Genomic DNA, 14,030 nt, shown 5'->3' on the forward strand with positions numbered 1-14,030 from the left:
AGCCGTGAAAGCGCGAAGGGCCCGCCATGGTGCGGGCCTTTTGCTTGCCTGAAGAGGCTATCCATGTTGTTTTGGAATAATATCCTACGGATATTAATAGGCATCGAATTATATATTGGACAAACACTCTCCCCGAAGGCACTCTTGGGCTCCCTTTTTCCCTAAGCAGCCCTGAGGAGACACCCATCATGCCGACCTACCGTTCCTATACCACCACCCAAGGCCGCAACATGGCCGGCGCGCGTGCGCTGTGGCGTGCCACCGGCATGAAGGATGGCGATTTCAGCAAGCCCATCATTGCGGTCGTGAACTCCTTCACCCAGTTCGTGCCCGGCCACGTGCACCTGAAGGACCTGGGCCAGCTGGTGGCGCGCGAGATCGAGGCGGCCGGCGGCGTGGCCAAGGAATTCAACACCATCGCCGTGGATGACGGCATCGCCATGGGCCACGACGGCATGCTGTATTCGCTGCCCTCGCGCGACCTGATCGCCGACTCGGTGGAATACATGGTCAACGCCCACTGTGCCGACGCCATGGTCTGCATCTCCAACTGCGACAAGATCACTCCGGGCATGCTGATGGCCGCCATGCGCCTGAACATCCCCGTGGTCTTCGTCTCCGGCGGCCCGATGGAAGCCGGCAAGGTCATCAAGACCGTCAACACCGACAAGAAGGTCATCAAGCTCGACCTGGTCGACGCCATGATCCAGGCCGGCGACAAGAACATCTCCGACGCCGACGTGGCCGAAGTGGAACGCTCGGCCTGTCCGACCTGCGGTTCCTGCTCGGGCATGTTCACCGCCAACTCGATGAACTGCCTGACCGAAGTGCTGGGCCTGTCGCTGCCGGGCAATGGCACCGTTCTCGCGACCCACGCCGACCGCAAGGAACTTTTCCTGCGCGCTGGCCGCCTGATCGTCGAACTGGCCAAGCGCCACTACGAACAGGACGACTACAGCATCCTGCCGCGCAACATCTGCACCAAGGAAACCTGGGAAAACGCCATGGCCCTGGACGTCTCCATGGGCGGCTCCACCAACACCGTGCTGCACCTGCTGGCCGCAGCCCACGAAGCCAAGGTGGAATTCACCATGGCCGACATCGACCGCATCTCGCGCAAGGTCCCCTGCCTGTGCAAGGTCGCGCCGATGACCAACAAGTACCACATCGAAGACGTGCACCGCGCCGGCGGCATCATCGCCATCCTGGGTGAGCTGGCCCGTGCCGGCCTGCTGGACACCTCGCGTCCGACCGTGCACAGCAAGACCCTGGGCGAAGCCATCGAGAAATTCGACATCCGCGTCACCAGCGATCCGGCCGTGCACAAGCTGTTCCGTGCCGCCCCCGGTGGCGTGCCCACGCAGACGGCCTTCTCGCAGGAAGAGCGTTTTGAAGACAGCGACCTGGACCGCGCCAACGGCTGCATCCGCGATCGCGAACACGCTTACTCGCAAGACGGCGGCCTGGCGGTCCTGTACGGCAACATCGCCGAGAAGGGTTGCATCGTCAAGACCGCTGGCGTGGATGAAAGCATCCTGAAGTTCTCCGGCACCGCACGCGTCTTCGAGAGCCAGGATGCGGCTGTGGAAGGCATCCTGGGCGACAAGGTCAAGGCCGGTGATGTGGTCATCGTGCGCTATGAAGGCCCCAAGGGCGGCCCCGGCATGCAGGAAATGCTGTACCCGACTTCGTACATCAAGTCCAAGGGCCTGGGCAAGGCCTGCGCGCTGTTCACCGATGGCCGCTTCTCCGGCGGTTCCTCGGGCCTGGTGATCGGCCACGCGTCGCCGGAAGCGGCCGAAGGCGGTGCCATCGGCCTGGTGGAAGAGGGCGACATGATCGATATCGACATCCCCAACCGCACCATCAACCTGCGCATCTCCGGTGAAGAACTGGCCAAGCGCCGTAGCGAGATGGACGCCCGTGGCGATGCCGCGTGGCAGCCGGGCAACCGCCAGCGCGTGGTCTCGCAGGCACTGCAGGCTTATGCGGCGCTGACCACGTCGGCTGATCGCGGTGCCGTGCGTGATTTGTCGCAGTTGAAGCGTTGATACGTGCGACGTCACTGACCGCGACGAAACGACGCTGCAAAAGCAAAACCGCCCGGTGCGAGCCGGGCGGTTTTTTTCTCCTGCGCATTGAGGTTGCGCGGGCTTACGCCTTGATCGCCGGTCGCATATGCGTAGACGCAAACGCCAGCCCTTCTTCGAAGGACGACAGCACCATGTCCACCTGTTCTTTCACGGTCGTGGCCTCTACCTCTTCATTGAAGAATGAGGGGCGGATGGTGACCAGCAGCGCATGCGGCAGGTTCTCGCGCAGGTCATGCACCACCGCCATCCACGCCTCCAGCTTCTCGCGCACCGGATAGACCAGGAACACGATGGATACCAGTTCCGCCTTGCTGGTATCGGGCTGTTCATCCTCGGGCTGGTCCAGCGTGATGCTGCGGGCATCGATGCCGGTCACGCGCAGCGCATGCACCAGCAGTTCGGAGAGCAGGTCATCGCGCTCCCCGCGCAAGCCGCCGCACAGCACCACCGAGCCCTGCGGCACATCCAGCGAACCCTGCCAGCGGCCCAGCCGCGCCTGACGCAGTTCGCGCAGGTGTGCGCCGACGCCGCTGTTGAGCAATGGCACTTCGCGCCGGCGACGCAGGCTGCGTGGTGCGCCCGGGCTTTGCGTGAGCACTTCGGTGAGCTGCGACACCGAATGCAGCAGCCGTTCCTGCTGCGCACCCTCGATGCGGCCATGGCGCAGGTCCAATGCCGCCAAGGCCAGGCCCGGCAGCAGGATCTGGTCGCAATACTTGGCGAAGCTCTGCTTCTGAAGATGGCCGCGTGCATCGCGGATGATGGCCTCGGATTCACCGGCCAGGGCGCGCTGGTAGAAGCGCTCAGCGTGCGTCATGTCCGGCGCTTCGCCCAGCAGGATGGTGATCGGTTCGAGTGCGGCCACGTGGCGTCCGGCCACCACCAGGCACAGCGTCAACGGGGTGGAGAGCAGCAGGCCGATGGGGCCCCACAGCGTGCCCCAGAACAGCGCCGAGACGATCACCGCCAGCGGAGAGAGACCGGAGCTGTGACCATACACGCGCGGCTCGATGAAGTTGGCCACGATCACTTCCAGCCCCACGTAGAAGGCGAGGAAGGACAGCGCCAGCCACCAGCCCGGATCAATGGCGGCGATGAAGACCGAAATCATCAGTCCGGACGCCAGCGCGCCCAGGTAAGGAACGAAACGCAGCACCCCGGCCAGCGCACCCCACAGCACCGCGTGCGGTACGCCGCCGGCGGCCAGCACCGCGCCCATGATGAGTCCGAACACCAGGTTGACCACGAACTGCGAAAAGAAGAAACGCGACACGCCCTCGGCAGCATCGCCCAGCGCCTGCATGGTGCGGCTCATCTCGGTCAGCCCGGCCAGGCGGATCAGGCGTTCGCGCAGGGACTCCTGTTCCAGCAGGATGAACACCAGCAGCACCAGCACGATGCCGGCCTGGCCGATCGGCCCCCAGGCCAGCGCAAACAGCCGCCGCAAGGCGCCGCGTACCGACATGCGGGTATCGGCTTCGGGCGTGGCCGCCGCTGCAGCGGCGGCGGCTGCGGTCCGGCTGTTTTTCTTGCCGCTGCGCGCGCTCTCCGGAACCGGCTGCGGGATTACCGCGCTCAGTTCGGCTTCCAGCCTGGCGAAGGGGCGCTCGGCCATGGCGCGCACGCTTTCCACCTTGTCCTGGATACCTTCGCGATATTGCGGCAGGTCGCTGGTCACGCTCACCAGCTGGAAGGTCAGCACCACCGCCAGTGCCACCAGGCAGCCACCGACCAGCAGCACCGAGACCATGGCCGCCGCCGCCCGGTTCAGGCCCAGGGCATCGAGTTTCCTCACCAGCGGCAGGATGATCAGGCTGGCGATGCCGGCTACGGCCAGCGGAGCCAGGATGTCGCGGCCGAAGTAGAGCATGCCCAGCACCACGGCAGCCCCCAGCAAGGTAGTGGAGCTCAGGCGCGAGAAGGCGGAAGTCTTGAGGTTTTGCATGGCGTGGATGTGGGCAGGAAGGCAGGCCGGTCAGGAATGCAGCGCGAGTATAGCCGTTGCCCTTGCGGTGCGCGCATGGCGGCTTGACGTTTTCTGCACCATGCCGCGCAAGCTCAGCTGTGGCGCGGCTTGCGGACGGGCCAGTTCAGCGGATCACTTCATACAGTTCCAGTGGCAGCCCATCCGGATCGGCGAAGAAGGTGAAGCGCCGGCCCGTGTATTCATCCACGCGGATGTCTTCCACCACCACGCCACTGGCCTCCAGCTCAGCCTTGCTGGCAGCCACGTCGGCCACGGCAAAGGAGAGATGGCGCAGGCCGCAGGCCTCGGGGCGCGAAGGACGGGGCGGCGGTTCAGGGAAGGAAAACAGCTCGATCTGGCTGCCATCGGGCAGGCCCAGGTCCAGCTTCCAGGAGTCGCGCGCCTGGCGGTAATGTTCGGCGATCACGCCCAGACCCAGCAGGTCCACATAGAAGGCCTTGGAGACGGCATAGTCGGAACAGATGACGGCCACATGATGAATGCCTTGCAGTTGCATGGAATGCTTTCAGGAAAAGGGTTCAGCCGGGACGGCCTTTGGCACCCGCACCGTGCTGCGCCAGTCCGGCACAGACCGCGCGCACCTTGTCGCGCAGCCAGCGGTGCGCCGGGTCCAGCTCCACGCGCGGATGCCACATCAGCGAGACGATGATGGGAGCGGTCGCGATCGGCAATTCGAACAGATGGATGCCGGACGCGCTGCCATCCTTGCGCGGCGCGCCGGCCGTGGTCAGGAAGGAGCGCGGCACCATGGCCACCAGGTCGGAGTTGCGCACCACCGCCAGCGCACCGGGAAAACTCGGCACCACCGCCACCACCTTGCGCACCAGACCGCGCTCGGCCAGCGCGGCATCGAGCGGACTGGCGCGGTCGCCGCGCGGCGAAGCGCTCACATGTTCATAGGCGCAATAGCGCTCGGCACTCACGCGCCGCAGGGCCGCCAGCGGATGGCCGATCCGCACCGCACCGACGAAACGGTCACGGAACAGGGTCTGCAGGCGCACCTCCGGTCCCATCTCGCTGGCCACGCCGATTTCGAGATCGGCACTGCCTTCACGCAGGGGCAGCGGACTGCGCTCCACCTTGGGCGCGAAGCGCAGGCGCACCAGCGGCGCTTCGCGGGTGACGGCACGGATGAGCGCGGCACCACAGGCTTCGATGAAGCCCTCGTTGGCGCGGATGGTGAAGTCGCGCTCCAGCCGCGCCACATCCAGTTCCGGTACCGAAGGGCGCAACACCGAGCGCGCTTCATGTACCACGTTGCGCACACGCTCCTGCAGCGCTTCCGCGCAGGGTGTCAGGACCATCTGCCGCCCGGCCCGCACCAGCAACTGGTCGCCGGTCGCCTGGCGCAGGCGCGTCAGGGTGCGGCTCATGGCCGAGGCGCTCAGGCCCAGGCGGCGCGCAGCCCCGGCCACGCTGGCTTCGGCGATGAGGGCATCCAGAGCGATCAGGAGGTTGAGGTCGGTATCGGGCATGGTGCATCCTAGCATGCGAGGGGTGACATGGCGTCCCGTGCAATGATCCAATGCAAGCCATGCGTCTTCCGCCTTGTCTCGCGGCTGGCTATAGTGAAGACCTGATTCGATCTTCCCAAGCGATCCCCATGTCACTCTTTACCGACCTGCCCGGCGACGAAGGCCTGCCGGGCGTGCAGCGCCGCCGCGCCATGCTGGCTGTCATGATGGCCACCACCATGGCCGTGTTCGACGGCACCATCATCAACGTCGCCCTGCCGCAGATCAGCCTGGCCCTGCAGACCTCGGCCGCGGCTTCCGTGTGGGTGGCCAACGCCTACCTGCTGGCCACCGCGATGACGCTGGCCGCGTTTGCGGCCCTGTCCTCACGGCTGGGCTTTCGTACCCAGTTCACGGCCGGGCTCGCCGTGTTTACGCTGGCGTCGCTGGGCTGCGCCCTGTCGCGCTCGGTGGATCTGCTCATTGCCATGCGCGTGCTGCAAGGGCTGGGCGGCGCGGCCATGCTGAGCATAGCGCCGGCCATCCATCGCACCGTCTTTCCCAATCGCCTGCTGGGCCGCATCCTTGGCCTCAATGCCGTGCTGGTGGCCGCCAGCACCGCCGTCGGTCCGGTACTGGGCGGCACCTTGCTGGCCGCGCTGGGCTGGGAGTGGATCTTCCTCATCAACGTCCCGCTGGGCATCGTCGCCGTGCTGCTGTCGTGGAGTGCCATTCCGGAAACACGCAAACCGGTCCAGGCACCCTTCGACGTGGCCGGTGCGCTGTGGTCGGCGCTGGCCATGGGTGCCATCATCATGGCCGCCGACACCTGTGCGCGCTTTGCCGAACCGGGGCAGGGCACTCATGCCATGCTGGAGGCGGCAGCCTACGCGCTGGTGGCGCTGCTGGCCGGCACCGCTTTCGTGCGCGGGCAGCGCCGCGTGCCGGAGCCGCTGTTGCCGCTGGACATCTTTGCCAATGCGCGTTTCTCGCTGGCCGCACTGACCTCGCTGGCGTCCTTCGTGGGGCAGGGCATCGCCTTCGTGGCCTTGCCCTTCCTGTTCCAGAACGGCTATGGCTATACCGCGTTTGAATCGGCGGCGCTGTTCACACCCTGGCCGCTGGGCATCGTGCTTGTGGCGCCGCATGCGGGCAAACTGGCGGACCGCCATTCCCCCGCGCTGCTGTCGAGCCTGGGCCTGGCGCTCTTTACGGTAGGCCTGGCTTTGCTGGCGCTGCTGCCCGATCACGCCCAGGCCTGGGACATCGGCTGGCGTGCCCTGGTGTGCGGCATGGGCTTCGGTTTCTTCCAGAGTCCCAACAATCGCGAGATGTTGTCCAACGTTGCCCGCGAACGCAGCGGCAATGCCTCCGGCGTGCTGGCCATCATGCGCACCTTCGGCCAGTGCCTGGGCGCCGCCTTGCTGGGTACGGTCCTGGCGATTTACACCGCCGGTGCCGTCGCGCAAGGGGAAGTGCGCATGAGTGCGGCGCAGGATGGCGAGGCGATTCGTCTCGCGCTGTGGATCGCGGTATTGGCCACGGCGCTGGCGACTGCGGTCAGCGCCAGCCGTCTTCGGCGCAAGGCGCAATCGCCCGCCTGATCTGCCCTCGCGGGCCATGGTGCAGAAAACGTCAACGCCCGCCGAGCTCATCATTGACTGAAATGTACCCAAATTGGTAACTTTTTAGTGAGCCGATAAATCCTCGCTGATTCTCGCTTTGTCCCGGCAGGCAGGAGCATAGACTGGTTCTGCTTGCCGGCGGATTGACTGCAACAGGGCGAACCACAATCACAACAGCGTCCCGCTTCACCCCTCCTCGCCCACTCAAGCGTTCAGGTCCCGCAGTCCTTCCCGGGCAAGCTCCGTCAAACTCTCTCCGGCCTCACCTTCCATCGGCCGGGGGATACCGCAAAAGGGGGCAATACCATGGGCAAGTTGAAAGTCGTGACCAGGCTGGCGTTGGGCTTCGGCCTGATTCTCGTGTTTCTGCTGGGCATCTCCGTACTGGGCATGGCAGGCATGTCGCGCATCAATGATGCACTCACCGACATCACTGCCATCAATAATGCCGAAACCAAGTTGGTTACCGTCTTGCGCAACGCATTGAGTCAGCGCGCCATCGCGATTCGCAATATTGCCTTGCTGGAAGATCAGGAAAGCATGCGCGTGGAGTCGCAGACATTGGCGCGGCAGGAAAAGATTTACGCCGATGCCTTGCTTGCGCTCGACAAGATGTTCAGCACGGAAGCCGCTACCACCGAGCGCGAGAAGCAGCTGCTGTCGAAGATCAAGGCCGATGAAGCCGCCACCGTGCCGCTGATGGCCAAGGCGCTGCAGCTGGGTCTGGACAACAAGCCGGCCGATGCCGTGAAGGTGCTCATCACCGAAGTGCGGCCCAAGCAACTGGCCTGGATCAATTCGCTTACCGAGCTGGCCGATTTTGAAGACCAGCTCAATGAGGAAGCTGCCGCCGATGCACGTACTACCTACGCCTGGCTGCGCACGGTGATGCTGACCGCCGTCGTGCTGGCGCTGCTGGTGGGTATTGCCGCCTCGGCTCTGATTGCGCGCAGCATCCTGCGCCAGCTGGGAGCCGAGCCGTCGGAGGCGCAGGCCATCGCGCGCGAGATTGCCTCGGGCGATCTCACCGCCACGGTGCGCCTGCGGGACGGCGACGGCTCCAGCCTGATGGCTTCCATCGAGCAGATGCGTTACCAGTTGAACGTGATCGCACACGGCATCAAGTCGGCGGCCGAGACCATTTCGGTGGCCAGCGGCCAGATCGCACAGGGCAACTTCGACCTCTCGCAACGTACCGAAGAACAAGCCGCCTCGCTGGAAGAAACCGCCGCCAGCATGGAAGAGCTGACCACCACCGTGCGCCAGAACACCAGCCACGCCGCCGAGGCGCTGCGCCTGTCGGGTGGTGCGGCCGAGACGGCAGCCACCGGCAGCGAAGCCTTCGATCGCGTGGTCTCGACCATGGACAAGATCTCGGCCAGCTCGGGCAAGATGGCCGACATCATCGGCGTGATTGAAGGTATCGCCTTCCAGACCAATATCCTCGCCCTCAACGCAGCGGTGGAAGCGGCCCGTGCCGGTGAGCAGGGGCGCGGCTTTGCGGTGGTCGCCTCGGAAGTGCGCTCGCTGGCGCAGCGCAGTGCGGTGGCGTCCAAGGAGATCAAGGACCTGATCGGGGAATCGATGGCGCATGTTGGCGCTGGCTCGCAACTGGTGGCCAGCGCCGGTGAGCAGATGAGCGGCATCGTGGCCTCGGTGCAGCGCTTCGGCGAGATCATGAACGAGATCGCCACCGCGACCCAGGAACAGGGCAGCGGCATCGAGCAGATCAACACGGCCATCGTGCAGATGGATCAGGTGACCCAGCAGAATGCGGCACTGGTGGAAGAAGCCAGTGCGGCAGCGCAGTCGCTGTCGCAACAGGCCAGTGGCTTGCTGAAGGTGGTGTCGATCTTCAAGATCCGCCAGGATGCCTCGACCATGCCCGGCAGTGGCCATGCATCGCCTGCTGCACCGGGCTTGCAGGGCGCGCCGCTGGCGGCCCTGCACTGAGACTGGCTGCGCGAAGCAGTTGCAGGCCGGCGCTTGCCGGCCCAGCGAGCCTTAGCCCTGGCCGCCGTCTTCCTCGTCTTCGTCCTTGGGGACGAAGACCATGCCGGTCTTGGCGTTGTAATCCATGAGACCGGCATAGCGGCCCCAGGCGATCATGGTCTCGAAAGTCTTTTCGGGATTGTCGTAGGGCAGGGCGCTGCCGATGTCCTTCAAGACGCGTTCGGCCTCGATTTCTTCCGCTTCGCCCAGCACCGCCAGGATGATGTGGAACAGGCGCAGCTTGTAGACCTGCTCGGCGAAGATGGCGCGCTGTCCCTTGCGGTCGGCGGCCACGAAGCGGCGGCCGAGGTCGGTCAGGTAGACCTCCTGCTTGGGCGTATCCACCAGTTCCAGGATCTCGGCGGCCTTCACGGTGCCGATGGTCTCGCCGAATTCCTTGCCGATCTCGTCCGAGATGTCGTAGATGTTGTTCAGTTCCGGCTCGTCGTGCAGCAGGCTCATCAGGCCCAGGATCTGGCCCACCGGGATCAGCGGGATGGATTCCATGCGCTTGCGTCCGCGCGAGATCGGCTCGCCCGGCACATGCACTTCCGGCGGCAGGTCGGGCAGGGAGAGCGTGGTGATGGCTTCGTGGATGATGTTGACCAGGCGCTGGAATTCCGGGCTCTTGGAGTCGCGCGGATAGGGCAGCGGATTCTCCAGCACCAGGCCCAGGCGGCCCGGACGCGGGAATACCACGACGATGCGGGTAGCCATTTCCACCGCTTCCTCGATGTTGTGGGTGACCATGAAGATGGAGGTCAGGCCGCTGTCCGGGGCACGCCACAGGCTGATCAATTCCTGGCGCAGGTTCTCTGCGGTCAGCACGTCCAAGGCACTGAAGGCTTCGTCCAGGCACAGCAGTTTGGGCTTGGACACCAGCGCGCGCGCAATGCCCACGCGCTGGCGCATGCCGCCCGAGAGCTCACGCGGATAGGCGCTGTGGTAGTTGCCCAGGCCGATCAGTTCGATGGCGCGGTCCACTGCCGCATCACGTTCCTCGCGGGTCGGGTTGTGCGACATCAGGCCCACGGCCACGTTCTGTTCCACCGTCAGCCACGGGTAGAGCGCAAAGGTCTGGAACACCACCGAGGCATCGCGATTGACGCCATTGAGCTGTTTGCCGGCGGCCATGGTGTGGCCCGAGCTGGGTTCGACCAGGCCGGTCAGGCAGCGCAGGATGGTGGACTTGCCCGAGCCGGACTGGCCCAGCAGGGCCAGCAGTTCGCCCTCGTGCACGGCCAGGTCGATGTTGTCCAGCACCTTGAGCTCGTGGCCGCCGGCGGTGTTGTAGGATTTGCTGACGGCGCACAGTTCAGCGACGGCGGGACGTTGTTGCGGAGAAGTCATGGTCATGGCGTGGCTCAAGGTCAATCGAGGCGGAAACGGCGTTCGGCGAAGGCATACAGGCGACGCCAGACAAACTTGTTCATCAACACGACGAACATCGACATCACGCCGATGCTGGCGATGATGAGGGGCGTGTCACCGGATTTGGTGACTGCCGAAATATAAGCACCCAGGCCATCGGCCTTGAGCGAGACATCGCCCCAGCTGGCCAGCTCGGCCACGATGGAGGCATTCCATGCGCCACCGGCGGCGGTACAGGCACCGGTCACCCAGAACGGGAAGATGGCCGGCAGGATCAGGGTCTTCCACAAATTCCAGCGCGACAGGCCATACATGCGGGCGGCTTCCTTCAGGTCATTGGGAATGGCCATGGCACCGGCGATGACGTTGAAGAGGATGTACCACTGCGTGCCCATGGCGATCAACAGGATGCTGCCCCAGTTCATGCTGACGTTGGCGGCCACGAACCAGCCCACCACCAGCGGGAAGGTCATGTTGACCGGGAAGGACGCGCCGATCTGCGCCAGCGGCTGGGCGAAGCGGGCGATGTGCGGCTTGGAGCCGATCCACACGCCCACCGGGGTCCAGATCAGGGTGGCAATCACGGTCATGGCCAGCACCCGCAGCATGGTCAGGAAACCCAGCCAGACGATGTGGCCGAACAGGCTCCAGCTCATGGCCCCGTGCAAGGCATCGATGGCGGCCACCAGTCCGCGCAGGGCTTCGAAGATCAGCAGGCCGCAGATCGCGCCGGTGATGACGCGCTTGGTCCAGCGCTCACGGGTGATGCGGGCCGGCGTGGGCGCGGCCGAGGTGGCCGGACGACGGCGCGCCAGCCAGTCGCCCAGCGGCAGCCACAGTTTTTCATCAAGCCAGGTAAAGACGTAGGAGCCGCGCAGCAGGTCATACACCCACGAGGTCGGCGGCGAGGTCGATTCGGTCAGTTCGATCTTGAACTTGTCGGCCCAGGCCAGCAGCGGCCGCCAGACCAGCTGGTCGCTCACCAGGATCAGCGCCAGCATGGCGATGACCGCCCACAGTGCCGCCGTATGGTCGCCCTGGTCGATCGCCTGGGCCATGTAGGAACCGAGGCCGGGCAGCTTCAGGTCCTTGTTCATGACGCTGATGGCTTCGCTCTGCGCCACGAAGAACCAGCCGCCGCCGAAGGACATCATCGAGTTCCAGATCAGGCTGTGCGCCGAAGCTGGCAGCTCGACCGTGCGGAAGCGTTGCCACGCGGTGAGGCGGTAGGTGGAAGCGGCTTCCTGCATGTCGGTCGGGATGGTGACCATGGAGTGATAGAAGCCGAAGGCCATGTTCCACACCTGGCCGGTGAAGATGGCGAAGATGGCCGCGCATTCCACGCCCATCAGGCTGCCCGGGAACAGTGCCATGAAGCCGGCCACGGTGGCCGAGAGGAAACCCAGCACCGGCACCGATTGCAGGATGTCCAGCGCTGGCAGGATCAGGGCACGCGCGCGGCGGCTCTTGGCGGCCAGGTAGCCGGTGCCGATGGCGAAGAACAAGGAAAACGCGAAGGCGATCCACATGCGCAGCAGGGTGCGGCCGGCGTAATAGGGGATCATGGCGGGCGAGCTGTCGACCTCCAACTGGTCGGACGGATCGAAGTGCACCAGCATGCCCTTGCCGAAGTGCAGGGCGCTCCACAGCAGGCCGAACAGCACCGCCAGCACCAGCGCATCGATCCAGCCGAAGCCAGGCTTGACTTCTTCATAGGCCGTCAGTTGCGGCGAGGTGGTCTTCATTGTCATGGCGGCGAGGCTGGATGGCGGTGTTGGCGGTAAGTGCGGTTGTGGCGGTGTTGGCTCGGCAAGGCATGGTCAGGCGCGCCGAGACCGGTCGTGCACGATCCATTCATGACCGATCCGTCACCCCCCGGGACCGGCGCGTCACTGTATCAAGGAATTCTGACAGTTTCTTGACCAGCTTTCCGGAGGCCGACATTTGGTTCTTCGCTGGAAGCAAACTTGTGGCTTAACGCCTTGGAGACGAAAAAGGCTGACGTCCGCCGAATTCGATCCGCAACGTATCGCCATGTCGCCAACAAAAAAGCCGCCCTGTTTTCACAGGACGGCTTCGCGCATCGAAGTGAAGGACCGTTTCAGGCGGGCTGCCGTTGCCCTTCCGGCACCCCCTTGCGCGGGATCATCGTCCACATCGTCAAGCCGCTGAGCAACAGCAATCCCGCCAGGATATACAGCGCGATATCGATATTGCCGGTCCGCGTCTTGACCAGGCCGATCAGCCAGGGACTGACGATGCCGCTGGTGATGCCCACGCTGGAGATGAAGGCGATGCCGGGCGCGATGGTTTGGGACGGTAGCAAGCCCGGCGGCAGCGACCAGAAGATCGGCAGGGCCGCAAAGATCAGCACCGCCGCCACCGACAGCAGCCCCAGCGACACCGCAAAGCTCGACGGATGCAGAGTCAGCGCCGCCAGTGCCAGCGCACCGCCGGTGGTACATACCAGGAAGTGGCCGTGACGTTCATTGCGGCGATCCGAGCGGCGCGCGATCAGGATCAGGCCGATGGCGCCGATGGCGTTGGGGATCACGGTGTAGAGCGAGACCTGCACCACATCCTTGATGCCGAAGTCGCGGATCATCAGCGGCATCCAGAAGTTCAGCGTGAGCGAGCCGCAGGTCAGCGCAAAGTAGATGAAGGCGAACAGGTAGGTCGGCCGATGCGACAGCGCCTGCTTGAGCGCCGTCAGCGAGTGGGCGCTCACGTGATGCGTGCGCAGCGCTTCCTGGCTCTGGCGGTTCTGCAGGAAGCCGCGTTCTTCCGGCGTGAGCCAGGTGGCCTGCGCCGGTCCGTCGGCCAGCAGGAAGATCACCAGCACCCCCAGCAACACCGCCGGTGCGCCCTCGATGGCAAACATCCACTGCCAGCCATAGAGGCCCATCACGCCCGCCATGTCACGCATGATCCAGCCCGAGACCAGTCCGCCCAACACGCCCGCTACCGCCACCCCGGCAAAGAAGATCGCCATCACCGCCGCGCGGCGGCGTGCCGGGAACCAGTAGCTGAGATACAGCACGATGCCGGGAAAGAATCCTGCCTCGAATACGCCGAGCAGGAAGCGCAAGACATAGAAATGCGTCGCGTCGCTGACGGCCATCATGCCCACCGACGCCAGGCCCCACAGCACCATGATGCGCGAAAAGGTGCGGCGTGCGCCGAAGCGGGCCAGCAGCATGTTGCTGGGCACCTCGCACAGGACATAGCCGACATAGAACACCGCCGCGCCGAGGCCATACATGGCGTCGCTGAAGCCAAGGTCCTGCTTCATCTGCAACTGGGCGAAGCCGATGTTGATGCGGTCCAGGAAGGACACCACATAGCAGATGAAAAGAAAGGGAATGATGCGCAGCCAGACCTTGCGATAGATCGCGTCTTCGGCCGCCACGCTCAGCTTGAGTGCGGAAGGGGCGGCCAGCGTGCCGGCACCCGGGGATGGGGTCATCATGAAAGTCTCCGTTGAACAGGCACCTGTGGCGGTGCTCTT

At 64.9% G+C, this 14,030-nt stretch carries 9 protein-coding genes; 3 read left to right on the top strand and 6 right to left on the bottom strand.

Features of this window, described 5'->3' with window-relative positions; all coding sequences use genetic code 11:
• The first annotated feature begins 188 nt into the window (after positions 1–188).
• The gene (gene ilvD / locus ACWFUC_RS07945; RefSeq protein WP_121042856.1) at positions 189–2,051 is read left to right on the top strand and encodes a dihydroxy-acid dehydratase; all 1,863 of its coding nucleotides are present in this window, start codon (positions 189–191) and stop codon (positions 2,049–2,051) included.
• 103 nt (positions 2,052–2,154) lie between these two features.
• Here the strand turns inward: ilvD and ACWFUC_RS07950 are convergent, their stop codons facing one another.
• The 3 genes from ACWFUC_RS07950 to ACWFUC_RS07960 form a co-directional block, all read right to left on the bottom strand.
• On the bottom strand, positions 2,155–4,038 hold the full coding sequence (locus tag ACWFUC_RS07950; RefSeq protein ID WP_134221313.1) for an AI-2E family transporter: 1,884 nt from the start codon (positions 4,036–4,038) through the stop codon (positions 2,155–2,157).
• A gap of 145 nt (positions 4,039–4,183) precedes the next feature.
• Positions 4,184–4,576, bottom strand: coding sequence for an SMU1112c/YaeR family gloxylase I-like metalloprotein (gene gloA2 / locus ACWFUC_RS07955; protein ID WP_489624570.1), 393 nt, complete (start codon positions 4,574–4,576; stop codon positions 4,184–4,186).
• A gap of 22 nt (positions 4,577–4,598) precedes the next feature.
• Complete coding sequence (locus tag ACWFUC_RS07960; protein WP_252697222.1) at positions 4,599–5,555, bottom strand: LysR family transcriptional regulator; 957 nt, start codon at positions 5,553–5,555, stop codon at positions 4,599–4,601.
• 128 nt (positions 5,556–5,683) lie between these two features.
• On the opposite strand from ACWFUC_RS07960, the gene ACWFUC_RS07965 reads away from it, so the two are divergent.
• Positions 5,684–7,138, top strand: coding sequence for an MFS transporter (locus ACWFUC_RS07965; RefSeq protein WP_489624571.1), 1,455 nt, complete (start codon positions 5,684–5,686; stop codon positions 7,136–7,138).
• 327 nt (positions 7,139–7,465) lie between these two features.
• Positions 7,466–9,112: a methyl-accepting chemotaxis protein gene (locus ACWFUC_RS07970; RefSeq protein WP_489624572.1), complete on the top strand. Its 1,647-nt coding sequence runs from the start codon at positions 7,466–7,468 to the stop codon at positions 9,110–9,112.
• A 51-nt stretch (positions 9,113–9,163) separates the two neighbouring features.
• Here the strand turns inward: ACWFUC_RS07970 and ACWFUC_RS07975 are convergent, their stop codons facing one another.
• The 3 genes from ACWFUC_RS07975 to ACWFUC_RS07985 all read right to left on the bottom strand — a co-directional run bounded on the left by ACWFUC_RS07975 (position 9,164) and on the right by ACWFUC_RS07985 (position 13,991).
• Entirely contained in the window at positions 9,164–10,507 is a 1,344-nt protein-coding gene (locus tag ACWFUC_RS07975) for an ABC transporter ATP-binding protein (protein ID WP_039789920.1), read from the bottom strand.
• Positions 10,508–10,521: 14 nt separating this feature from the next.
• The gene (locus ACWFUC_RS07980; RefSeq protein ID WP_039789481.1) at positions 10,522–12,267 is read right to left on the bottom strand and encodes an ABC transporter permease; all 1,746 of its coding nucleotides are present in this window, start codon (positions 12,265–12,267) and stop codon (positions 10,522–10,524) included.
• Positions 12,268–12,623: 356 nt separating this feature from the next.
• Positions 12,624–13,991: an MFS transporter gene (locus tag ACWFUC_RS07985; RefSeq protein ID WP_489624573.1), complete on the bottom strand. Its 1,368-nt coding sequence runs from the start codon at positions 13,989–13,991 to the stop codon at positions 12,624–12,626.
• Positions 13,992–14,030: the final 39 nt, after the last annotated feature.

Source organism: Herbaspirillum sp. Her4, assembly GCF_057961335.1.

Excerpts from the sequence above, each read along its gene's own strand:
- ilvD (WP_121042856.1), top strand. The coding sequence starts at position 189 with ATGCCGACCTACCGTTCCTATACCACCACCCAAGGCCGCAACATGGCC.
- ACWFUC_RS07950 (WP_134221313.1), bottom strand. The coding sequence starts at position 4,038 with ATGCAAAACCTCAAGACTTCCGCCTTCTCGCGCCTGAGCTCCACTACC.
- gloA2 (WP_489624570.1), bottom strand. The coding sequence starts at position 4,576 with ATGCAACTGCAAGGCATTCATCATGTGGCCGTCATCTGTTCCGACTAT.
- ACWFUC_RS07960 (WP_252697222.1), bottom strand. The coding sequence starts at position 5,555 with ATGCCCGATACCGACCTCAACCTCCTGATCGCTCTGGATGCCCTCATC.
- ACWFUC_RS07965 (WP_489624571.1), top strand. The coding sequence starts at position 5,684 with ATGTCACTCTTTACCGACCTGCCCGGCGACGAAGGCCTGCCGGGCGTG.
- ACWFUC_RS07970 (WP_489624572.1), top strand. The coding sequence starts at position 7,466 with ATGGGCAAGTTGAAAGTCGTGACCAGGCTGGCGTTGGGCTTCGGCCTG.
- ACWFUC_RS07975 (WP_039789920.1), bottom strand. The coding sequence starts at position 10,507 with ATGACCATGACTTCTCCGCAACAACGTCCCGCCGTCGCTGAACTGTGC.
- ACWFUC_RS07980 (WP_039789481.1), bottom strand. The coding sequence starts at position 12,267 with ATGAAGACCACCTCGCCGCAACTGACGGCCTATGAAGAAGTCAAGCCT.
- ACWFUC_RS07985 (WP_489624573.1), bottom strand. The coding sequence starts at position 13,991 with ATGATGACCCCATCCCCGGGTGCCGGCACGCTGGCCGCCCCTTCCGCA.